We start from the raw sequence: 24,963 nt of genomic DNA, 5'->3' as shown, positions 1-24,963 counted from the left end.
AGTAAATACATTATGAATTCTTACGATTTCATGAAAGCCTTAGTACCAATCATACTGATAGTCGTTGGGCTTGGGATATTAAAAAAACCAGCTTACTGTGTGTTACTAATATGCTTAGCAGTGACTACTGTAATGGTTATATTTGATAAAAATTTAGGGGTAGCTAATACAAGTCTTGCAATACTTGAAGGAGCAATAATGGGAATATGGCCAATAGTTATCGTAATTATTGCTGCTATTTTTACTTATAAAATGTCTGAAAGCCAAAATGACATGAAAATCATAAAGTCTATGTTATCAAATGTATCCTCTGATAAGCGAATCATTGTTTTACTTGTAGCGTGGGGGTTTGGGAATTTTTTAGAGGGGGTTGCGGGGTATGGTACTGCTGTTGCAATTCCAGTCTCAATATTAATGGCAATAGGGTTTGAGCCGATCTTTGCCTGTCTTATATGTCTTATCATGAATACATCTTCAACTGCATATGGTTCTGTAGGTATCCCTATCATATCTCTAGCCCAATCAACAGGACTAGATGTTAAAGTAGTATCGTCTGATATTGCCTTGCAATTAATGCTTCCAACTATGGTCATACCGTTCATATTAGTAATGCTAGCGGGCGGGGGTGTTGCTGGTCTTAGGGGAGTATTTACACTCACGCTCCTTTCAGGGATATCAATGGCAGTATCTCAAATTTATGTATCAAGAGCATTGGGACCAGAACTTCCTGCAGTACTTGGAAGCATGCTCTCAATGATTATAACGATAATTTATGTAAAATTTTTCGAAAAAAAAGACTCAGCTCATGCCGCTGAAAAAGTATCGGTAAAACAAGGTTTTCTTGCTTGTCTCCCTTATATTCTAATAGTTTCATTCATAGTAATTGTTTCTCCACTTTTCCACAGTATAAATAAATACCTGTCAAGCTTTAAGACCATTCTTGAAATTTATCCCGGGACGGCTCCCTCACACTTTAAATGGATAACCTCACCAGGATTATTAATTTTTTTTGCAACAATATTGTCCTACTCAATAAGAGGTGTTCCTTTGGTTGAACAGTTGAAAGTATTTATAATCACTGTAAAAAAAATGGCCTTATCTTCATTTGTAATTGTTTGTATAGTATCAATATCAAGGCTCATGACACATAGTGGAATGATAAAAGACATCGCAGATGGCATCTCCATTTTAACAGGAACACTTTACCCATTATTCAGCCCATTAATAGGCGCTCTTGGTACTTTCTTAACAGGCAGTGATACTGTGTCAAACATTTTGTTCGGGCCCTTACAAATACAAATTGCAGAAAACATCTCTGCCAATCCTTATTGGCTCGCAGCTGCAAACACAACAGGAGCAACAGGAGGGAAAATGATTTCGCCCCAAAATATCACAATAGCAACTACAACTGCAGGTCTTATCGGGCAAGAAGGAAGGCTATTATCAAAAACTATCGTGTATGCTCTTTGCTACACTATTATATCAGGGATATTAGTTTATCTTGCTATAAGGTAAATTTTAAATTAAATATTTAAATAAATAAGGGTAGCAAAATATTAATAAGTCAAAACATTTTCAAATAAGACTGAAAAAATATTAATTTTCAGTCTTATTTGAAAATAAGCAGTTCAAACTAAAAAATACTTGAATTTTGGTTTAAATGTTAATATCATGAGTCGGGGGTGCTTGAATTTTTATCCAAGGAGTAATGCCTCAAGATGAAGTATTATTTAAAACTTATAATAAACCTAAGTCTTACAACAAAGGAGATACAAATGAATAAAAAACTGATGTTATACGTTTTTGGTCTGTGGCTGATCGCTTTTACGTCGGGTTTTGCACAAGACACGACGCAAGTCACAACGCAAGACAAAAAGGAAGAGAAGGATTCGTTTAGCCTAGATCTATGGAAACCTAAATTCGAATTTGAAAACACCAGTGAGTTTAGGCTAGACATGGATGAACAAGTTCCTGGCTTGGAAAACAAAAGTAAAATAGGAATTAAGTTTTTGCCATTTAAAAAACATGCAGAAGTGGGGAAAGACGATCCCTTTTCGGCTTACGTTAAAATAGAGGATTTAGCTTTAAAGGTTGAAGGACAAAAGGACGCCTCTTTTAAGCTTGATGTAGGCGATATCGTAGCAAAAATAAATGTATATGATTTTTACGTTAAGATGAACTCAATGACTGACTTTGATTTTAATCAAGAATCATTGTTTAGCTATGCTCCAATGACTAGCATCAAGAGTGACTACTATGGGTTCCCTAGCGATGACAGGGCCTTGCGAAAGACAATTCTTGCAAGAGGTACAGCCAAAAAGATAGGAACACTGCAGTTTGGATACAGTATCCCTCAATTGGAACTTATACTAGCAATTGGAGCTACGGGAACGGGTAATAGAAACCATGGAAAACTAAACGACAAAAACAAGCCTTATAATAACATTTACACTGGTATGCTTTACGGGACTCAAGTAAAATGGAAACCAATAAAAAATGAGCTAGAAAAAGACAGTACAACTGTAGTAGCAGAAACACCACTTGAATTAAATTTTGGAGTATCAGGTGCATTTGGAAATAAAAAGTTCAACCGATCGTCTATAACGTACGGATTGAAGGATAAAGCTACGATTGGATCTGATCTAGTCGTTCCAACCCTGTCAAACACATCTATTATAGCTTCTCTTGGTTTTCAATATAAGCTTGGGATTGCAAAGATAAACAATAAGAATACCTATTTAATTTTCCAAACAGGATCTGATTTGGGAATAGATCTATTTGCTAGCGATTTTTCTACATTTGGACACATTTCGAAGAAAGCAAATACGCCAGATGATAAGGATGGGGTGTTCAATCCAGCAGAAAATAAACTTGGCTTTAATCAAGACAAAAAAACCAATTTTGCATTCTCTGTAGGAGCCAACATAGGTTTTGCCTGGAATAAGGATGAAGGCGAGAAAGAGTCATTTTCTATTAAAGGAAAAGATTCTTATAGCAAAAGAGTATTTGGAGAACAAGATAAAAAATCTGGAATCGGTGTTGGAGTTAATTATGGACAAAATCTATATAACCCAGCTTCTGGAAAGAAACTAGTAAAGGATATTGCAAAGAAATCATTTAAGACTTTAAATGTTGAAATATCAACTTACGAAGATAACAAAAAGGGGATTATTCCTGGACTTGGTTGGATAATTTCGGGTGGAATTTATGACTTATTAAAAGAAAAGCCTAATGTAGATGACATCATTGCTCTTCTAAACCAGACTACTCCCGTATCGGATGAGCCTTCTGTATCATTTGTAAGCGCAGCTAAGCTCGGAGCTGCTTTGTATGTTGATTACGCAATACCTTTAGCATCTATATCACCAAAGTCATACGTAACTCCATATGTAGGTACTCACATTTTGGGGTCATTTAAAGGTTCAGACAAAAAATTATACTTAAAAGCCGGGCTTGACCTAGAAAAGCTAATAAAATTTACAACAATTACACTTGGATGGGATTCCAACGATATTCTTGCAAAAAAGGACAGAGCGGGAAGCGTATTCCTATCATTTAAAGTAGCTTTTGACGAATAGTTAAATAAAAATAAATCCTTCTGAGTAACCAAATCTTATGTCAGAAGGATTACTTAAAGATGTTCTTATTTTAACTTTCTTTCTTTGCATATCTTTTCATAAGCATCTCGAATCTTAATGAATTTCTCACTGGCCTCCTTTTGCCTAATGGGATCATTTGTAAATCTATCCGGATGAAATTGAATGACCAATTTTTTATATGCTCTCTTTATATCATCATCGCTAGAGTTGTATTTCAACCCCATTACATCGTAGGGATTAATGATCTCTATGTTAACATTTTTATAAGTATTATAACTTTCAAAATCAAGTTCAAGAAAAGAAATAACATAAAGAATGAATTTATCCCCCTCTGAGTTTTTATATCTGGCCAAATTATTAATCTCTTTAAGCGCTGAAACAAGCCAAACAAAAAGATCTCTGTGTTGAAAATATCCAAGCTTTAATGTGTACAATATCTTGTCTGCATTTCTGTTCTTAGTGATTGAAAAATGAAATATATTGTAGAGCTCTGTTTTATGTCTTTCGGATAAATTTAAAGAATTAATAATAAAGTTAATATAATTTAATTGCTCCCCAGAAATTGATCCTAAAATAGAAATCAACTTGGCCATAAGCAAAAAAGATAGCTTGTAAAATTCGAACTCTCTCGCCCTGGAATAAGAATAATCCCTTGTTGTATATATCCTAAATCCGCCTAAAAGACTGGAAATTATTAAAAAAATAATAAACATAAAAAATATACTCAAAACAAAGGGATTGAAAATAAAAATAAACAATATCAACAAAAAGAAAATTCGAAGCAAATTAGATATCAAAACAAATGACCTGTAAATTAAATCAAGGCATACTAAAACTGCTAATAAATTCTATAACTTCTTTCTTTATACTTACAAGCTCACTTTCTGATTTAGTCCTTAAAGCTCTATTAATAAAACTTGCAACCCTTAAAGAATCATCTTTACCTAGTCCCCTTGAAGTAACAGCCGCTGCTCCTATTCTAATACCAGAGGCTACAGAAGGACTTTTTGAATCAAAAGGAATAGCGTTTTTATTAAGCGTAATGTTTACGCCTTCAAGTATTTTCTCAGCTTCAGCTCCTGTCATATCCAAAACACCAAGATCAACTAAAAATAAATGATTGTCTGTCCCACCACTAACAATTCTGAAACCCTCTGCACTAAAATAGTCAGCCATCGCTTTAGTATTCTCTATGACTTTAGAAATATAATCTTTAAATTCTTTCCTTAAAGCTTCTCCAAAAGCCACTGCCTTGCCTGCTATAACATGCATTAAAGGCCCACCCTGAGTTCCTGGAAAAACACAAGAATTAATCGCACTTTCCAAAACTCTCTCCCTCTTATTAAAATTAACCATTCTCCCAGATTCCTTGCCTGAAAGAATCAAACCTCCTCTAGGGCCCCTTAACGTCTTATGGGTAGTACTGGTGGTAACATGTGCAACATCAATAGGCGAGTTATGCAAGCCCGCGGCAACAAGACCTGCTGTATGAGCAATGTCACATAAAAGATAAGCAGAAACCTCATCGGCTATTTGGCGGAACTTTTTAAAATCAATCTCCCTTGAGTAAGAGGAAGCACCTGCTATTATTAAATTAGGTCTACACTCCTTAGCTATCTTTCTAACCTCATCATAATCAATAGTCTCAGTATCCTTTGACACTCCATAAGAATACGCATTAAAAAATATTCCAGAAAAACTAACTTTGCTTCCATGCGTTAAATGCCCTCCATGGGACAATTCCATTCCAAGGATTCTATCTCCAGGATTAATTAGTGCCATTATTGCAGCCATGTTAGCTTGCGATCCACTATGAGGTTGTACATTGGCATAATTTGCACTAAAAAGTTCTCTTGCTCTAGCTATGGCTAAGCTTTCAATCTCATCAACAATGAAACAACCCCCATAGTATCTCTTTAAAGGATACCCCTCCGCATATTTATTGGTTAAAATACTCCCAACAGCTTCCCTTACATCTGAAGATACAAAATTTTCTGAAGCAATAAGCCCAATATTTTCTTTCTCTCGCTTATACTCTTTATCAATTAAATCAAATAGATCATTATCTCTCATTAATATTTTCCTCCAAAGTCAAGCTATAATTCAGAGAATAACCGCTATTTGTTAAGCTTTTGTATTTTAACAACCCTAAATCTATATATTCATTAAAAGGCAAGTAATCATCAAAACTCTCCTTATACCCATAATGAATATAATTCTCTGACATATTCACGAAATATTTAGAACTATTCTTAAATGCCACCGCCTTTATTATATCAAAATAGATAAACCCAACGGAGTCTAGAAAAAACTCACACCAAGTATGGTTCTTAAGAATAGAAGACTCAGAATCAAAATAAAACCCAACCGCTGTTCTTAAAGGTATGCCTTCCCGTAAAAACAATAAATTAGTAAGTGTAATTAGATTTTCTTCAGAGATTTCTTTTCTCTTAATAGATTCCTCCAAGCTCATACTATTATTACCTGTAATCTTAAAATACAATACTAAAGCATCGATAATAGATTTAGCCAACTTATAAGCTGACTCACCATCTGTCTCGCGCATTCTTGCAGTAATTGGACTTAAATCAAGTAAATCATACAACAAATAATCGTTCCTTTTATTTAAAACATATGTCTTAAATTCATTCGTATCACTATTTTTATTTACCTTAATGTCATATAAAAATTGTCCATCACCCACTACTTCCAAACTTAACCCATAAGCTTCAACTTCGAACTTCAAATAATGTTTATTAACTCTTAAACTTTCAAAAAACAAATTATTCAAATCCAGACCAGTACCACCATTATTTAAAAACTTAATCTTTTGCCTCTCATTTTCAATGGGACCTAAATAAAAAACATTAAAATTAATATCATCCCGTTTAAGCTTAGAATCTTTATCGGAACCTTGCTCAAAAAAAATCTCTTGAGATATCCTAAAGTTATTAAACTCGCCTAAAGTCCACTTAAAAAAATTTGACTTAAAATTAAAGGAAATTTTATTGCTCCTAACTCCGTCAACCAATAAGAAGATCTCTCCTTTATGATTTAATGTCTTTGGAGGAATAAATTCAATTTCATCTCCAGATATCTTCAATATATCTTGAGGAAGAACTTTATAAAGATGCTGCTGCGTTTGCACAAATACCTCAACAACAGAAAAATCCGATGCTAAATTCCTGCCCCTTAATGTAACAGGAATATTAGTCATTAAGATTAATCTCTCGGCATCAAAAAGCAATGGCTTATTCTCACTTTCAAGCTTAACTGGAACCTGCCTACTAATCACAAGAAAAAGTTCATTGCTAAACCCTTGCTCACTTCTTACGAAAAGAAGTCCCGAATTTATTTCATCTGTAATCCTGAAAACTATTTCTTCGTCTCTCCAACTGACGATACTACTCTTCATCAAATAGTGATCATTAATATTGATGTCCCCTATTTTATTCCCCAAATTATACCCTCTAATTACAATTACATTCTCATGCGAAGCAGGTATCGGCGATATCTCATAAATCACAGGTTTTAAATAAAATAAGAAACCGGAAAGAATAAACAAACCCAAAAAAATGATAAAAATCAAGACTAAAACAAAATACTTACTACTAAAAGATTTTGCCAATACCCTAACCTCTTCTAACCCTAGTCCCCTCTTGAGTATCGATTAAAACAAACCCTTTAGAAGCAAAATACTTCCTAATCTCATCAGCACGATTAAAATCTCTTCTTAACTTTGCAATTCGTCTCTCTTCCAATAAAACGTTCATCCAATCATCAATATACACATCATCCCTCTTAATAGCCTGCAAAACCTCATCTTTTAAACTTAAAGATAAAATTTCATCAAACTTAAATGCAAGCCTAAGCTTTAAAAGCGAATCTAATTCAGGGTCCTTAATGACATCCCAAAGTAAAGCCAAAACTTGAGGAATACTTAAATCAAAAGCTATTTTTTCTAAAAAATTACAATAATACTCACTCTCCTGAAAGGAAATAATATTCTTATCCGTATTATCAAGCAAAGATATATCAGATTGATTTAGCGAAAAGTAAATAGATGCTAACCTATTAATCATATTTTCTCTAGTGATCCTACATGCTCGTAGATTATTTAATGTAAATTTAAGTTGTGTTCTGTAATGTGCCGTTAAACAAAGATATCTAAAATCTAGAGGAGAAAATCCATCATTTTCCAAATCTTTAATGGTAATAAAATTACCCCCTGATTTTGACATCTTTTCGTCTCCCATAATCAAAAATTCACCATGAACAAATATGTCACACCATGCTTTCTTCAAGTAACATTCCACTATAGCTATCTCATTTATGTGATGAACTCCAATATGATCAACGCCCCCTAAATGAATATCAAGAGTATCCTTAAAACAATCCAAATTCATAGCGGCACATTCCAAATGCCAACTTGGATAACCAAATCCCCAAGGCGAATCCCATTTCATTTCCTGGTCTCTAAATTTCGAATTTGTAAACCACAAAACGAAATCTGTTTTATTCCTCTTTGATATATCTGCTTCAACTCTGGAAACAGAATTATTAGTATCAAATAGACCAATTCCAGCCATCTGTCCATAATTTTTAAAACGAGAAGTATCAAAATAAACATTGCCATTAACAAAATAAGTAAAATTACTTTCCTCAAGAACTTTGACAACTTCTATCATGTTAGCTATATATTCACTTGCAATAAGGACATTATCAGGACGCAATATATTCAATTTCTCACAATCACCAAAAAAAGCTTTCGTAAAAACCCTACTAATCTCGTAAACTGTAAGTCCTCTCTCTCGTGCAGCCTTAACTATCTTGTCTTCACCCTCGTCAAATTCACCCGTTAAGTGTCCAATATCAGTAATATTCATTGCATAATTGACACTATAGCCTAAAAGCTTTAAAGACTTAACCAGCAAGTCCTCAAAAATATAAGTTCTAAGATTACCGATGTGTGCATAATTATAAACAGTAGGGCCACAAGCATAGACTTTAGTCTCTTCAATCTTTTTTACTTCAGATAAACCCCTTGTCTTTGTGTTATATAACTTAAGAATCATATACTCTGTGAAAAGCCAACTCTTGTAGAAAACAAGACAAAAATTCCCGTTTAAAAATCCCAAACTAGCTTACCATACAAGTCTATTATAAAACCCATAATTTAACAAACTTATTAACAATGCAATTGATGAAATTTTTACAATCCACTTAACAAGATGATTTCTAAAATTTCAGTTCAGATTTGTAAAAAGTACTTATTTAATATAGAATTAGGAGATGCGTGAGAACATCAATAGTTTTCTCAGTAAGATCAAATCTACTCCCATTGCGGTAAATCTTGCAAACTACACTACCTACAAGATAGGAGGCATTTCTAGGTTGTTTTTGATTCCCAAAACAAGCAAGGAAGCGGAGTTCATATTTAAAACAGCACTGGAAGAGAGAATTAAAATATTTGTTTTGGGAGGGGGTTCAAATTTATTAATAAACGACGAGGAAGATCTTAATTTTCCCATAATATACACCGGTTATCTGAATAAAATTACACTTCAGGAAAATAAGATCACTGCTGAATGCGGTACTAACTTTGAAGATTTATGCAATTTTGCCCTGGAAAACGAGTTAAGCGGCTTAGAGTTTATATACGGAATCCCCGGTACACTTGGAGGTGCCCTTTGGATGAACGCCAGGTGTTTTGGTAGTGAAATCTCTGAAATACTAGATTTGGTTGTTTTTGTAGACGAGAACGGACAGACTATCTGCAAAAAATTTGAAAGAAATGATTTTTCATACAAGACCTCGCCATTTCAAAAAAAAAATATTTTCATATTGGAAGCAACCCTGAACCTATCAAAGGGAAATAGGATGCACATTTTAAATATTATGAAACGAAATAAACAAAATAGGATAGATAGAGGACATTATCTATTCCCGAGTAGTGGAAGTACATTTAAAAACAATAAAAAATTCCTAAAACCTACTGGAAAAATAATCGAAGAATGCAATCTCAAAGGGCTCAAAATTGGAGATGCACTTGTATCCCCCAACCATGGAAACTTTATTATAAATAAAAACAACGCGCGTTCCAGAGACATCAAAACCCTGATTGAGAGAGTAAAAGATGAAGTAAAGATAAAAACAGGTTTTTCACTAGAAGAAGAAGTTCTCTACATTGGGTTTAAAGATGAAACTTAAAATCAAACATCTTTGAGCTCATTATTGATATCTTCAATAACATCCTTTATTCTAGAAATCTTTTCTCTAGATTTATTAACTAAGGCAATGTGCTCGCGCAAGGGTTCCAATGCTTCCAAACTCATCTTAGAAACCTCAAATTCACCCAAATCATTATTAAGATTATTAAACTTTCCGCTAATGAAAAAGTAACTATTAAATATCTCCTTATAAATATTCTTAGCATCTTTAATCTTAATGTCGTTAGACAAATACTGATCCTTAAAAGATCCAATTTCTTTTATATGCCTAGCAAGAGTAGCATTTATCCTTTCGTGTTGAACAGAATTATTATTAACATTATCTTGAATATCCATAAAATTTTTATAAACAGTATCTATTCCCGTGCTTATGAGCGAAATAATACTATTGACTATCTTAAGTTCATCCTTAATGGTTGTTGAATACTTGCCAGAGTTTATGGCAAGTTTTCTAATCTCTTCCGCAACCACGGCAAAACTCTTACCAGCGTCACCAGCCTTCGCAGCCTCGATAGCAGCATTCATTGCAAGCATATTTGTCTGACTTGATATTGAAACTAAAAGTTTATTTGCACTCTGAAGATTATTTGTTTGAGACAAAAGCTCAGAAAAATTCACATTAACATTTTCAAAAACAGAATTTAATTCAAAAACTTTACTTTTTATACTTTCAATGTTTACAGAATTTGATTCTACCACCTTATTAAAAATCTCCAAATTTTTATCTATTCCGTAAAAAGCAGCAGCATTTTCCTCAAATTTGGTAGCAATATCTGATATATTCTTGTTATGCTCACTAATTGGCTCAGATATTGACTCAAAGTCCTTTAAAACATTGACAATCGCTCTTTCAAACTTAGAAAAAGTATCTCCTATTCCCTCATAAGTGAAAAGACTGCTATTAATCCTCTCTATCCCTTCCTCAGATATACTTATCCCGTCTAAGTGGCTACCCAACTCACTTGCATAGCCCCTAACTCTACTTATGGCATTAGTAGTCTTTACGAAAAGGCCATCAAACTCAGAACTAATGTAAGAGAAAATCAAAGATCTGTACCGAACATCCGCAAGAGAATCAACACCCAAAACATCCTCTTTTGCCTTCTTGTGATTAAGCATTATTCCAAAATCTTCCATAACAGGAAAAATCAATTTATTACAAAGATAAAATATAACGAAGAAGGAGACAAGCAAAAACCCCAGAAAAAATACTGCACCTGACTGAAACCCAAGAGGAACAGAGTCCATATTCAAAACAATTCCCTGAACCACATTTCCATCAATCTGAGAAGAATTTAATAAATAGGAAGAATTCCTATGCTTGAAAACATATCTTGAAATATTAGCATCTGTCTTAATATGATTAAGAGCTCGCCTCAACACACTATTTTCATAAGCTTCCGCAAAATTTCCAATACTTACATCGTTAAGGCTTAAAAACAAAGGACTAAAGTCTCTGTCAACAATAAAAAATTCATAATTCTTATTGCTAGACTTAAGATAAGAGTTGAATTGATTCGCTATATCGTTCAGTAAATCGTCAAAACAAACCATAAAGCAAAGCACGCCCATTAATACAGAGTCACTGCCAACAGCCGGAATACTTACAACGGAATAAAATTTATTCTTAATTCTCTTATAACTTGAATAATAAGCAACATTATTCCTAGCAGGAACAAAATAGATCGGGTCTTCCATCATATTTTTTATACCCAAAAACGAAAAACTTCTATCCGAGAGTAAAACATTCTGCCCAATAGGAATATAGAAAATTCCCTCTAAGGAATTTTCCGCAAAGGATATACCCTGCAAACCCTTACTCACCGCATCAAATTCCCTCGAATTTAAAAACAAAGCGCTACTCGTATTTAAATCATGCATAGACTTCAAGTCTACACCCGAAACAAATCTGTTAGAAGCAGTATTTAAAACACTTAAGAAGTCATTATTCTTAACAAAATCACTAAGTACGTCCCTGGCATACCCGTACCTACTCTTGAACCTAGAAGATACATTACTTGAAAATAGCTCAAAATCAGACCGTACACGCTCTACATACTGATTTTTGTAATTTAAATAGGCCTGCCCCAAAAACAGCGAACTAAAGCAGACAAAAACAAAAAGCACGAAATAAAGAAAAAACCTCATATTTTTTAATTTAACATTTACTAGATCACCATCCATAAGTTCTCCAAAAATAAACCCATAAACCTACACAAACAAAGCTTACCACCGTGTTAAACATTGCAAAAACATCTAAGCAAGAATAATTATTTTATTATTCAGATATATGTATATAATTATATAGTAAAACGTATATAATACTAGTTGGTTATGGGCATTTTGTAAAAAGTTTTGTGAGGATTTAGGTGAAGAAACAAGGTTCCAGTTTCACTCTTTTTTATAAATTTAACTTTGCTATTTTGCTGTACACAATAGTTATCGCAACGACTACTTTTTTGCTATTAAACTATGGGTACAGGAAAGTGATAACTAAAGAGCTTAAGAATTTTACGAAATTTGTCAATCACATTATGACTGGAAGTTTCGTTAGTGACACTAAAGATGTGTTACGGACAATTGACGAATTTGTCATAAACTACAACAATGAGTCTAGTGTGCGAAAGAACCAGCAACTTAAAAACATAGTATCTGTTAGTAATTCTCATTTATTCCCTTCATACATAAAAGTGATAGAGTATGTAAATCAAGATGGAAAAATCTTATACTCAAGCGGTGAGAGCAGGATAGGTTCTCAGTTAAATCTTAAAGGGTTAAAAGCAGAGGATTTTAAAAACAAAACTCAAATAGTCGCATTACACAAGAATCTAATAGAGATGAACAACAAACACTACATACCCATGGTTTACAAGGTCGCCACAAAAGATGAAAGGACTGCTTTTGGTGCTGAATACGTCGTCTTATATCTGGACATACTGGAGCAAATAGGACAATTGAGAAGAAACATATTTATGTTATTGGAGAGATCTTTGCTGGAGACGGGAAATCAATACAAGAGCCACCACTACTTCAAGATATATGCTATTAATAACCGCGGTGAGGTTTTTGGAGAACAGAACGAAGACACATTCGAACACATCAAATTATCCATAAGCGACTTGTTTCAAGGCAGTCCCGAAATAGCGGATCAACTACTCGATTCAATATCTAGAAGACAAAATAATATTATTACCAACCACAATAACAACATAATCTCTTCAGTAAGACTTGCAACTTCGTCTTGGTATCTGGCCATCCAGATGAATTATGACAATATATTTTCAAATGAATTACACAACATTAAATTGATGTCAATATCAATAATAGCTGCGCTTTTAATAGTGTTTATTTCAATAATGATAAGCATCATTAGGAAATTAATAGTGACAAAAATAGAACATTTAAACGAAGTTATTCCGAAAGTTAAATGCGGAGATTTGACGGTTAAGATTGAATCAAAGGGGAAGGACTCAATAAGTTCTACAATAAATCATTTTGGGTATTTCGTTGAAAACTTAAAAAATGTAATAAACTCGCTACAAGACAGAGTAAAATTGCTGAAAGACAATGGAGATTTACTATTCGATGAGATAAATAAGGCCTATGACACTATAACAAATTCAAATAAGTATATAGAAAAAACACAGGGAGAGGTAGAGAAGCAAGTTGAGTTTATTTCAACCACGACAAACACAATAGAGAGCTTGTCCAAAAACATTGCATCACTTGACAACTCAATTGAAACTCAAGCTGCTAGCGTTGAAGAATCGTCATCTGCTATTGAGGAGATGATAGGGAGTATACAATCCGTCACAGAAATAACACAAAAGGCTGCAAAGAGTACAGAGGAGCTTAAGATATTTTCAGATGATGGAAGGAAGAAACAAGAGGAAGTCATTACTCAGATTAAGGATATTTATAAGAACTCAACAAGACTACAGGAAGCTAATGCTTTAATATCTTCCATTGCCAGTCAAACAAACCTACTCTCAATGAATGCAGCTATTGAAGCATCTCATGCCGGTGAGGCTGGAAAGGGGTTTGCAATTGTTGCAGAAGAGATTAAGGATCTTGCAGAACAGGTTACTTCACAGTCAGAATCCGTTGCAGCCTCAATAAATGAAATAATGGATTCTATCAACAAAACAGTAAAAACATCTGAGCTCACAAACAAAGCTTTCAACCAGATATTCGATTCAATAAATCTCGTGGTTCAGGTTATAGAAGAAATAAACCATACCATGCAAGAACAATCAATTGGTAGTCAAGAAATTTTGAAGGCTTTAAATACGATGAGAGAAATAACATACGAGGTGAAAATTGGTTCAAATGAAATGTTTAGGGGAAATAAAGAGATTATCAATACCGTTTCTGTTCTAGAAGGGATCAACATGACTGTCTCAAATTCAATGAAAAGCCTTAAAGAAGAAATCAAAAAACTAATAGGAGCGATTGAAAGCATTAAAACTTTTGGTACGGTAAACTCAAGCCATATTGTAGATATTAATACGGATACAAATCAGTTTAAAACAAAATAAAATAGTTAAAGGTACTCATGCAAAAGAAAACGTTTTATGTTACAGAGAAGTATTTAAGAACCCATTTAATGCTTTTCCCTGTTTTTGCCTATACAAAAACTTTTCTAGAAGGAACCATAATATCAGTTTGGATATCCCTCTGCATCTTATTGCCTGCCATAATCATTAACCAAATAGAACTGAGAAATCAAATACTGGGAATTTACTTGCTTATAATAGGAATTTTTGTTAGCTTGACCTATCTCTTCATGCATTATACAACTCCTAAACTTTATAGTAGTTTAAAATTTTCAATCCCTATTTTGATAGTTATTACAGTGTCATTTCATAAAAATGAGCCTTTTAAAAATCTAAAGGATCCTCTTAAGATATTACAATATTCTAAACTACCGATAATAGCATTCATATCTTTAAGCTCGATAATTTCAATTTTTAGAGAAGTACTAAATACTGGAAATTTACAATTTTTGAATACAAAAATATCAATGATCAGAGAAATCAACATAAGCGAAACACCAGCTTATAGCTCGAATGTTTTCCTAGTCGCATCTTTAGTCTTTGTGTTGATTAACACATTGATGAATATTAAAGGGAAAAAGGATGATTAGTAAAATAAAGAAAGACTTAGAAGATAAAATTAGTAAAACAATAAAGAAACTTGCCTTAACAAAAAATATTGAACTTGACAAAGTAACTACGATAATTCAGAAACCCCCAAAGAGCGACCTAGGAGATTTATCAATCTTAATATTTGAATTTAGCAAAGTATTAGGACTTGATACATCTGTTATTACTGAGGAGATAATAAAACAGATCGGAACTACGTATGAAACCAAACCAATGGGGCCTTATTTAAACATTAAGCTTAAGAGAAAAGAGTTCATTAGAGATACAATTACGAAGGTCAATGAAGAAAAGGGGAAATATGGAACAAGCAATTTCCTTAAGAACAAAAAAATAATAATAGAATTCTCAGCGCCAAACACAAACAAACCACTTCATGTGGGACATCTTAGAAATGACATTATCGGAGAAAGTTTATCAAGAATATTGAAAGCTGCTGGTGGTCAGATAATAAAAATAAATTTAATAAATGATAGAGGTGTACATATTTGCAAATCCATGCTTGCCTACAAAAAATTCGGAAATAATACAACCCCTGAGCTTTCTTTTAAAAAAGGAGACCATTTAATAGGTGACTTCTACGTAAAATACAACGAATATGCTAAAGAAAATACCGTAGCAGAAGAAGAAATACAAAAATTACTATATAAATGGGAAGAAGGAGACACAGAAACAGTTCAACTTTGGAGAAAGCTAAACAAATGGGCAATTGAAGGAATAAAGGAAACTTATGCTCTTACAAACATTAAATTCGATAAAATTTATCTTGAAAGTGAAATATTTGAAATTGGGCGTGATGTTGTGCTTAAAGGGTTAGAAGAGGGTTTATGCTTCAGAAGAGAAGATGGAGCAATATGTATAGATATACCCACAGAAGAAAATACAGGCACAGATAAAAAATTTAAAGAAAAAGTTCTCTTAAGAGCCAATGGCACATCCATTTATCTTACTCAAGATTTGGGAAATATAGTAACTAGAAAAAATGAATATAATTTCGATGAAATGATTTATGTTGTTGGAAGCGAACAAATTCATCACTTCAAGATTTTATTTTTTGTTGCAGGGAAATTGGGTATTACGAAAGAAAATAATTTAACGCACCTATCTTATGGGATGGTAAATTTACCCGAAGGTAAAATGAAATCAAGAGAAGGAAATGTGGTTGATGCTGATAATTTAATTAATGATTTAGTAAACTCAACTATGCTGGAGATAAAAAAGAGAAATTCAGATGAGAAAGACTTACAAAAAACGGCCTTAGACATATCACTGGGAGCTATTCACTATTATCTACTCAAAACTGCCATACACAAAGACATTTTATTTAATAAAGAGGAAAGTTTATCATTTGTTGGCAACTCCGGTCCTTATATTCAATACGTAGGCGCAAGGATTAATAGCATACTTGAAAAATACAACACACTGGGCTTATCTGGTGGAGTATTTAACCTAGACTTACTAGAACAGGAAAAGGAATGGGAAATAATTAAGATTGTTTCTGAATTTGAAGAACACATAATAAAAGCCTCAAAAGACTTAAATCCCTCGTTAATAACTCAGTACTCTTACTCTCTTGCAAAAAGCTTTAGCACATACTACCAAGAGGCTAAAATAATAGATACAAACAATCCTGAACTCACAAATGCAAGAATAAGCCTATCTAGGGTAGTCTTGCAGACAATAAAAAATTGCATGAGCTTGCTAAACATTCCTTACATGAGAAAAATGTAGAGTTAAGTAACTCACACTAATTCAAAATCATCTTTATTAAATATTGACATTATCTTTTGATGGTACTTGTCGGCTATGTAATATCTTTTAAGCTTAAGAGTATTGGTAAGTTCCTCGCCAATAACAAAAGGGTCCTTCAATAAAATGAACCCAGCTATTCTCTCAAAACTCTTAAACCCAGTCTTAGGGTTAACTATACCTGAAATACATTTAGAATAAAGTTTGTTAACAACATCACTAGATAACAAGTCATCGCGAGAAGCAAAGATCACTCCGTTAGATTTTGCCCATTGCTCAAGCGACTCAAAATTAGGAACAATAACAGCTCCCAAAAATTTCTGATCTTGCCCAACAATCACAACATTTTCAATAAGTAAAGATTTCGATAAAGCTCTCTCAATAGTCTCAGGCTCAATATTTTCCCCGCCTCTTAGCACAATCGTATCTTTACTTCTACCGACAATCGAAATCTCATGATTAACTGTCACACGTACCAAATCGCCCGTCTTAAACCATCCATCCCGAGTTAAAACATCTTTTGTGACTAATTCATCCTTAAAGTAGCCACTCATAACCTGAGGTGATCTTACCCAAAGCTCACCTTTCTCCCCAGGAAGTAAACAACTTCCTTCACTATCAACCACTCTATACTCAATGTCTGGAAGGAAAGGACCGACAGTTTTAGCAACAGGACGCCTTAAACGCCTCACACTTAAAACAGGACCTGTCTCTGTAAGACCATAACCTTCAAGAACCACAATACCCACCGCTTTGAAAAAATAATCTACGTATTCTACCAAAGATCCCCCACCAGATATACCAAACTCAAACCTCTTTCCAAGCGCCCTCCTTATTTTTCTGAAAACCAAAATATCTCCCAAAAATTTAAAAGGGAAGAGTAAAATTAACCCTAAAAGAAAAATAGATTTCATAAAAAAGGAAACCAATAAATTTGCTTTCCTATAAACGGGAACAAGCCCTAAAAATTTCTCCTTAAGCTTTACATAAAGAATTCCAATCCTCAGGAAAACACCAAATAAAGCTCTCTTTACAAGAGACTCCGACGCCATTTTAATAATGCCAATCCTTATTCCTTCCCAAATTCTTGGAACAGAAATTATTGCATGGGGATTTAAAGCTGCAAAATCTTTAAGCAAAATGGGCCCAATCGGTTTCGAATAAGCAATTGCCATTCCTTTAAGAGCAAGTATATACTCACAAGCCCTTTCAAATGAATGCCAAAGCGGCAGAATAGATATCATTATTTTCCCCGGTTGGAGCGCCGGAATATAATCATAAATCCTATCTATTTGAAAAATAAAAGATTCATGCCGAAGCATGACACCTTTTGGAACCCCAGTTGTTCCTGAAGTGTATATTATAGTAGCAAGATCCTTTCCCGTCCCCTGTTCAAGTTCTGTATTAAAGACCCTAGGATTATTATTCAAATAAATACTCCCTACACTCAATAATTTCTTATAAGAAACCACTGTAATCAGTCCTAACTTTTCCTCATAAAGGTTATCACCATCGATAACAAAAATACACTTAACAAATCTAAGATCCTGTTTCCTAGCCAGTACCTTTTGAAGCTGCTTGTCGTTTTCCACAAAGACAAACCCAGACTCAGAATGATTAATGATATATGATATTTCATCCTCGGGCGAGTCATTGCCCCTTGGTACATCAACGCACCCTAAACTCATGACAGCAAGGTCAACAATGATCCACTCCCTTCTGGAATCAGAAATAAGCGCCACCTTATCTCCCCTCTTAATACCATAATGCAGAAGACCAGACGCAATACCCTTAACCTCATCCCAAAAATTAGAATATATCTGCCTCTTATGTTCCCTAGATTCATTCTCCCTATAAATAAAAATATCAAGATCACCATAAAGTTTCACAACTTCATTAAAACGCTTAGGTATAGTATCCAGCATAAATCCTCCTTAACTAACTTAACACAAAGATGACAGCACTAACAGCAGTATTATAAAAACTATGAACCAAACTCACATAATATACATTTTTATGTCTTAGATAAATAAAAGCTAATACAAAACCAAGAATAAACGTAACAAATGCACCAATAAACCCATAATAAACATGCCCAATGGCAAAAATAATACTACTGAGAATAGCCGAAATAAATGAGTTAAACCCCATTTGTTTAAGTTTAGTAATAATGAAAGATCTATACAATAATTCCTCAACTGCTCCCGTAAAAAGGGAGGTAATAGCCATCAAATAAAGCGATTCCTTACTACCCAGGCTCCATCTAAAACTACCGACATCTGTACTAACCCAAGATCTCCATGCCTCTGGAAAAAAGTACTCAAAACATAAGTAAAGAATAAGTAACAGAAAAACAATGCAAATGACAAGCTTAATAAAAATTAAAAAGGATCTCCAAATAAAAATTAACCTAAATTTAGGTATGTAAAATTCATCTCTGAAGTAAGAGGTACTTGTTAATCTGGCAAAATGTAGGATAAAAATAATTAAAAAAGCACTATAAAGCCAATAAACGTAATGATTACCACTAAAATTCCAAAGATTCTCATCAACACTTACAAAAGGAGACATATGAGTACAGATAACACAAGCTAAAAAAAGTTCTAAAAGAGCATATCTGATAGGATACTTATTATCTAATAATTTCATAACAAATTATTAAACATATACGCAATATTGTCAAATCTTGTCTGATTCCCTTAAAGATGATCTTATATAATGTAGCAAACAAATTAGAAAAGAGATTTTTAGTGATTTTGTTGTTTATCATAAGCTCGTTAAACCTACTGATACGATATTACTCTGAGTTTAACCTAATACACCTGAATTCAGCTTTAACATTGATTTCTTTAGTTAAAAAAAACGCCCATCTCTCTCTTACATTTATGGTTAACATAATCTTACTATTAGCCTTTGAAATTAGCCTAGGGTTTAAAAGATTTGAAGATGATTCATACAAGATAACAAACATTACTCATTTGCCGAAATATTCAAAAACCAAGATTGAATCAATAGATGGTCTTGGAAAACAGTACAAGTTTATGTTTAAAAATATCAGAAATCAATACAAAATTGGAGATATATTTAAAATTAAAACAAACGAAATCCAACTCGTTAAGAGACCACTACTCGTAGAAATTAGAGATCAATATAGTAAACTACTAAACCCATTTTTCGACGCAATAAACCCCTATTATTCCCATTTCTCAAAAGCAATCCTAACAAATAATAAATCAGAGATAACAAAACATGAACGCAATTTATTTCAAAAAGCAGGTTTATTTCATATACTGGTGGTATCTGGGCTACACTTTTATTTAATCTACGTTGTATTTTATTACCTATTCTTTTTAATAATAAAAAACGAAATGCTGAGGCTATTAATTCTGAGTATGGTGTTGTTCAACTATTTAATCTTAACAGGATTTTCATCATCAGCTCTGAGGGCATTTATCATGATAGAAATAATTATGCTGTACAGATTAATTTATGGAAAAATTAATTTTTTAAGTGTTCTATCCATTGGTTTCACAATAAATGCTATTGTGCTACCTCACACACTAAGTTCAACAGGATTTAAACTATCTTATTTAGCAGTACTTGGTATATCAATCTCACTTTTTCTTAAAGACAGATATAACTTAAATGGATTTATATCTTCTATCCTTACAACACTTTTGATTCAAATTACTACAGCTCCTGTTGTTTATGCCAACAATTTAGACCTACCTCCAATCTCAATTCTGTCAAATCTAATAATTATCCCTCTCATGTTATTGTTCTTGATAATAACATCACTGAGTTTGGTATCTTATACATTAAATACAAATCTATTTCTGTTATTTGACCTAATAAATACCTATATTTTCAGAGCAGCAAAGGAAACAGCAATCATCTTCAGCAAATTTCCAATAATTCAAAACCATAACATAGGGCTATTCGTTCTCTCAAGCATATCAACAATACTTTACATAATCTATAAACTAGAAAGCAGAACAGTAGCAAAGAGAAACCCTCTCTAAGGTCACCCATATGCTATTATTAGTGTTTATGAGAATAAATTATAATAGCATAAACAGCATAAAAACTGAGCTTGAACGAAAAAATATAGCTCCAAGGAAAACATGGGGACAGCATTACTTGGTAAATGAATATATAAGAGAAGCAATAATAGATACTCTTGAGGTAAAAGAGAATGAAAAAATTTGGGAAATAGGGCCAGGGCTTGGTGCAATGACAGTTATTTTACTCAAAAAAATAAATTTCCTAACCGCTTTTGAAATTGACCCCAAGTACTCAGAAATTTTAAACGAACAATTTGGAAAATTTGAAAACTTCAAGTTAATAGAGGGTGATTTCTTGAAGACACATAAGAGAGAAAAAACAAATTTTAATAAAATATTTTCAAATCTGCCCTATAACATTGCATCAAAAGTAATATACACACTTATTGAAGGCAAAATCTTGAAACAAATGGTACTCACAGTACAAAAAGAACTGGCAGATAGAATGCTTGCAACGAAAGGAAACAAAAATTACTCTTCATTCACGGTTTTAGTCCAATCACACTTTAATGTAACTAAAATCATGAATATCGACAAGAATAACTTTTATCCAACTCCTAGGGTAGGCTCTACAACTGTCAAGCTCACGCCTAAAAATCAGGAAATTAAGGAATTTAGAGAATTTAATAAATTAGTTAGAACAGTGTTTACAAGTCGCAGAAAAAAACTCAAAAACACAATCACTAATTTTGTCAAAAATGAAAAAATCCTGAAGGAAGAATTTTTTAAAAATTTTCTAGGTAAAAGACCAGAAGAGATTACTGTTCAAGAATTCATTGCAATTTCAAACAAATTAACCACCTATCATCAGTGCACTTGCTAATACAATATCATCCACAGAGCAACCCCTTGAAAGATCACTAACAGGGGTTTTAACTCCTTGCAAAAAAGGCCCATAGGCTCTAGCAAAAGCCAATCGCTCAACAAGCTTATATCCAATGTTACCGGCTGCCAAGTTAGGAAAAATTAATATGTTTGCTGCTCCAGCAACAATAGAATCGCTACATTTTTTATCTGCAATGCTTTTAACTAAAGCTGCATCAAGTTGAAGCTCTCCATCAATAATCAAATCTTTGTGCCTACTTTTAGCTATTTCTAAAGCACGCTTAACCTTTTCAACCTCAGTTGAATAAGCAGATCCTTTTGTAGAAAAACTTAACAGAGCTATCTTAGGCTCTGCTTTTTTAAAAATATTCCTAAAAGAATTTGCACTCTGTATTGCAATTTCTGCAAGTTCCGTACAAGTAGGATTAATAACTAAAGCACAATCAGCAAAAAGTAAAATACCCTCATGTCCAAAACAAGTTTTATTCACACCGTAACTACCATCAGTATCTATGAGAGTAAAAGACGATACAAGTTTATTCTCCCTAAGCCTCGGAAGAATAGCTAAAGCACTTCTTAATACCTTATCCGAAGAACGCAAAGATCCACATACGCAAGTCTTAACCTCTCTAAGCCTCACCATCATCATAGAAAAAGAAACCTCGTCTAGAATCTCCACCCTGGCTTTACCTAAAGCCAATCCCTTACTTTGTCTTAACTTAAGGTATTCATCTAAATATCTATCTAAACCCTCGTAGGAATTGGGATCTATCACCCTTATCATTTCTGAAATATCATCCCCAAATCCTACAAGTTCTCTTAAATTTTTTAAAACTCTATCCCTTTTTCCAATAAGAATAACAAGACCTGCTAACCTCTCTTTTAATATTTCAATTGTTGCCTGTAAAATTCTTACATCACTACTCTCAGGGAAAACTACGCTAGCCTTAGATCCATTTCTTATAACCTCTTCTCTTGCCTTACCAAACACATAATCTTTAAAATTAAAAACACTCATAATAATCCCTATATGTTTACTCTCAGTGAGACATGCTCATTTAATGAAACCATATAATAAATGTATAATACATATAAGTTACAGTAGCACTAAAATTGAACATATTATAGTAAGAGGGAAGTAGTATAAGGTGAAGAAAAAAAATTTAGTCACAGCCGCACTGCCGTACGTGAATAACATACCCCATCTTGGCAATCTGGTGCAGGTTATATCCGCAGATGTTTTTGCAAGATATTCAAGAATGGTCGGCATAGAAACGCTTTATGTCTGCGGTACAGATGAGTACGGGACAGCTACAGAAATTAGAGCTTTAATTGAAAACATTAGTCCTGAAGAACTTTGCAACAAATACTATGAAATACATAAATCAATTTACGAATGGTTTAATATTCAATTTGACGTTTTTGGACGCACAACTAATAAACATCACAGTGAGACTGTACAAAATTTATTTTTAAAATTAGAAGAAAATGGTTATGTTACGGAAAAAGAAAATGAGCAATTCTTTTGCAAGCATGACCTCATGTTTTTAGCAGATAGATATGTAACAGGAGAATGCCCAAATTGCGGGAACAACGCAAAAGGAGACCAGTGTGAGAACTGCTCTAGGTTACTGGCCCCCTCTGACTTAACAAATCCAAAGTGCATGATTTGCAGGAATATACCTATTTTAAAAAAAACCAAGCATTGCTATCTTAACTTGCCAAAAATAAAGGACGAACTTAAAAATTGGATACAAACAAGCTCACAGAATGCTAATTGGAATACCAATGCTGTTAGAATGACAAATGCATTTTTAAGGGATGGTCTTAAGGAGAGGGCAATAACAAGGGATTTAAAATGGGGCATACCAGTACCCAAAAAGGGGTATGAAAATAAAGTATTTTATGTATGGTTTGATGCCCCAATTGGATACGTTTCAATTACAAAAGAAATTGTAGAAAACTGGGAATCTTGGTGGAAAAACGCCGAAGAGACAACTTTAGTGCAATTTATTGGAAAAGATAATATCTTATTCCATACCGTTGTCTTTCCTGCTGTGGAGCTTGCAAGCAAAGAAAATTGGACAATGCTTAACAAAATATCTTCAAGTGAATATTTAAACTACGAAAACCTCAAATTTTCAAAATCCGAAGGGACTGGAATATTCGGCAATGATGCTATTACTACTGGAATACCTGCTGATGTTTGGAGATTTTATATATGCTACAACAGACCTGAAAAATCTGACTTTCAATTTATGTGGAACGACCTCTTAGAGAGAACAAACACTGAGCTTATTGGTAATTTCTCAAATTTCATCAATCGGGTTTTAACATTTTACAAAAAATTCTTTGGAAATAGCATAGATAAAATAGACATCAAAAATGATTTTTGGGAAGAAATAAATCACAAATACAAAAGAATTTTAGATTTTTTCAACAAAACAGAACTCAAGGCAGCATTAAAGGAAATTCTTGATATCTCAAGCATGGGTAACAAAATATTGCAAGATAGAGAGCCTTGGAAAACAAAAGACAGTGATCCCGAAGGAACAAAAGAGCTCTTGTTAAATCTGATATACCTAATAAGAGATCTATCAATTTTAATATCTCCTTTTATGCCCCAAACAAGTGATAAAATAAGAAAATTTTTTGGAGGAAGCTACGAAATTTCTCATAAATTTTTAGGAACAAATTTAGGACTAAGTACAATTAGAACTACTGAAGTGTTATTTGCAAAACTAGAAAAAAAATTTATTGATAATCTAAAATTAAGATACTCGGGAGGTAAGAGGATGCAAAGCAAGCAAACAGAAGATCCGGTAAAATTATTTAGTGAAAAAGTATTTTTAAAAGTTGTAAAAGTGAAAGCAATAGAGAGAAGTCCAGATGCGGAAAAATTATTCATTTTAAAACTTGATGATGGGACTCTTGATGGAAAACAAATTGTAAGTAGTCTTGCCGACTATTATAAGGAAGAAGAGTTGGTTGGAAAACACGTAATAATAGTTGACAATTTAAAGCCTGCTAAATTTAGGGGAATAAAATCCGAAGGAATGTTAATTTCGACCGAAGATAGAGATAAAAACTTTAGGGTAATCATAATGGAACATTTTAAAGATAATCCTACTCTCGGCAAGCGAATAATACTTGAAAGTGACATTGAGAAAGAATTAAATTATCCACCAAAAATTAGCATAGATAAATTTATGCAAACTCAGATTATAGCAGAAAACGGAGAACTTAAGATAAATGGAATCAACCTAGTGATACAACACTCTAAAGACAAAATACTATCTAGAGAAATTCCTAATGGAATAGTGTATTAACTCTG

17 protein-coding genes are annotated in these 24,963 nt (G+C 33.2%); 9 read left to right on the top strand and 8 right to left on the bottom strand.

Annotated elements, in window-relative coordinates; genetic code table 11:
- Positions 1-12: 12 nt before the first annotated feature.
- Together QYZ68_RS03100 and QYZ68_RS03095 are read left to right on the top strand one after the other, a co-directional pair.
- A complete protein-coding gene (locus tag QYZ68_RS03100) occupies positions 13-1,515 on the top strand; it encodes a lactate permease LctP family transporter (RefSeq protein ID WP_301384114.1) in 1,503 nt (500 codons plus the stop codon).
- 260 nt (positions 1,516-1,775) lie between these two features.
- Positions 1,776-3,578, top strand: coding sequence for an integrin-binding adhesin P66 family protein (locus QYZ68_RS03095; protein WP_301384113.1), 1,803 nt, complete (start codon positions 1,776-1,778; stop codon positions 3,576-3,578).
- Between the two features lie 65 nt (positions 3,579-3,643).
- Here the strand turns inward: QYZ68_RS03095 and QYZ68_RS03090 are convergent, their stop codons facing one another.
- From QYZ68_RS03090 to QYZ68_RS03075, 4 genes are read right to left on the bottom strand one after another with little or no spacing between them, the layout of a single operon-like run.
- Complete coding sequence (locus tag QYZ68_RS03090; protein ID WP_301384432.1) at positions 3,644-4,393, bottom strand: J domain-containing protein; 750 nt, start codon at positions 4,391-4,393, stop codon at positions 3,644-3,646.
- Between the two features lie 25 nt (positions 4,394-4,418).
- Complete coding sequence (glyA, locus tag QYZ68_RS03085; RefSeq protein ID WP_301384112.1) at positions 4,419-5,672, bottom strand: serine hydroxymethyltransferase; 1,254 nt, start codon at positions 5,670-5,672, stop codon at positions 4,419-4,421.
- Entirely contained in the window at positions 5,662-7,227 is a 1,566-nt protein-coding gene (locus QYZ68_RS03080; protein ID WP_301384110.1) for a DNA-binding protein, read from the bottom strand. Before QYZ68_RS03080 ends, glyA begins: the two co-directional genes overlap by 11 nt.
- Positions 7,228-7,231: 4 nt before the next feature.
- Positions 7,232-8,674 (bottom strand): cysteine--tRNA ligase, encoded by a 1,443-nt coding sequence (locus QYZ68_RS03075; protein WP_301384109.1) that lies wholly within the window; start codon positions 8,672-8,674, stop codon positions 7,232-7,234.
- Between the two features lie 217 nt (positions 8,675-8,891).
- On the opposite strand from QYZ68_RS03075, the gene murB reads away from it, so the two are divergent.
- The gene (gene murB, locus QYZ68_RS03070) at positions 8,892-9,809 is read left to right on the top strand and encodes a UDP-N-acetylmuramate dehydrogenase (RefSeq protein ID WP_301384108.1); all 918 of its coding nucleotides are present in this window, start codon (positions 8,892-8,894) and stop codon (positions 9,807-9,809) included.
- Between the two features lie 2 nt (positions 9,810-9,811).
- Here the strand turns inward: murB and QYZ68_RS03065 are convergent, their stop codons facing one another.
- Complete coding sequence (locus QYZ68_RS03065) at positions 9,812-12,013, bottom strand: methyl-accepting chemotaxis protein (RefSeq protein WP_301384107.1); 2,202 nt, start codon at positions 12,011-12,013, stop codon at positions 9,812-9,814.
- 185 nt (positions 12,014-12,198) lie between these two features.
- On the opposite strand from QYZ68_RS03065, the gene QYZ68_RS03060 reads away from it, so the two are divergent.
- The 3 genes from QYZ68_RS03060 to argS are packed head-to-tail and all read left to right on the top strand — an operon-like array spanning position 12,199 to position 16,722.
- Positions 12,199-14,367, top strand: a complete 2,169-nt coding sequence (locus QYZ68_RS03060; RefSeq protein ID WP_301384106.1) for a methyl-accepting chemotaxis protein — start codon at positions 12,199-12,201, stop codon at positions 14,365-14,367.
- Positions 14,368-14,384: 17 nt separating this feature from the next.
- On the top strand, positions 14,385-14,975 hold the full coding sequence (locus QYZ68_RS03055) for an Rnf-Nqr domain containing protein (protein WP_301384105.1): 591 nt from the start codon (positions 14,385-14,387) through the stop codon (positions 14,973-14,975).
- A complete protein-coding gene (argS, locus tag QYZ68_RS03050) occupies positions 14,968-16,722 on the top strand; it encodes an arginine--tRNA ligase (protein WP_301384104.1) in 1,755 nt (584 codons plus the stop codon). The genes QYZ68_RS03055 and argS overlap by 8 nt, the downstream gene beginning before the upstream one ends.
- Positions 16,723-16,733: 11 nt before the next feature.
- Here the strand turns inward: argS and QYZ68_RS03045 are convergent, their stop codons facing one another.
- Positions 16,734-18,665, bottom strand: a complete 1,932-nt coding sequence (locus QYZ68_RS03045; RefSeq protein WP_301384103.1) for an AMP-binding protein — start codon at positions 18,663-18,665, stop codon at positions 16,734-16,736.
- 13 nt (positions 18,666-18,678) lie between these two features.
- A complete protein-coding gene (locus tag QYZ68_RS03040) occupies positions 18,679-19,389 on the bottom strand; it encodes a CPBP family intramembrane glutamic endopeptidase (protein WP_301384102.1) in 711 nt (236 codons plus the stop codon).
- Between the two features lie 101 nt (positions 19,390-19,490).
- Between QYZ68_RS03040 and QYZ68_RS03035 the strand changes: the two genes are divergently transcribed.
- The gene (locus QYZ68_RS03035; protein WP_301384430.1) at positions 19,491-20,762 is read left to right on the top strand and encodes a ComEC/Rec2 family competence protein; all 1,272 of its coding nucleotides are present in this window, start codon (positions 19,491-19,493) and stop codon (positions 20,760-20,762) included.
- A 28-nt stretch (positions 20,763-20,790) separates the two neighbouring features.
- The gene (rsmA, locus tag QYZ68_RS03030) at positions 20,791-21,627 is read left to right on the top strand and encodes a 16S rRNA (adenine(1518)-N(6)/adenine(1519)-N(6))-dimethyltransferase RsmA (protein WP_301384100.1); all 837 of its coding nucleotides are present in this window, start codon (positions 20,791-20,793) and stop codon (positions 21,625-21,627) included.
- On the opposite strand, the gene pta is transcribed toward rsmA, so the two are convergent.
- Positions 21,598-22,647: a phosphate acetyltransferase gene (gene pta / locus QYZ68_RS03025; protein WP_301384099.1), complete on the bottom strand. Its 1,050-nt coding sequence runs from the start codon at positions 22,645-22,647 to the stop codon at positions 21,598-21,600. The genes rsmA and pta overlap by 30 nt on opposite strands.
- 130 nt (positions 22,648-22,777) lie before the next feature.
- Here pta and metG point away from each other — a divergent pair, with 130 nt between their 5' ends.
- Complete coding sequence (gene metG / locus QYZ68_RS03020; RefSeq protein WP_301384098.1) at positions 22,778-24,958, top strand: methionine--tRNA ligase; 2,181 nt, start codon at positions 22,778-22,780, stop codon at positions 24,956-24,958.
- Positions 24,959-24,963: the final 5 nt, after the last annotated feature.

The organism is Borrelia sp. P9F1 (assembly GCF_030436115.1).
GTDB lineage: Bacteria > Spirochaetota > Spirochaetia > Borreliales > Borreliaceae > Borrelia.
Note: the sequence above shows the minus strand (reverse complement) of the source record. Positions and strands in the feature narration are given on the sequence as shown.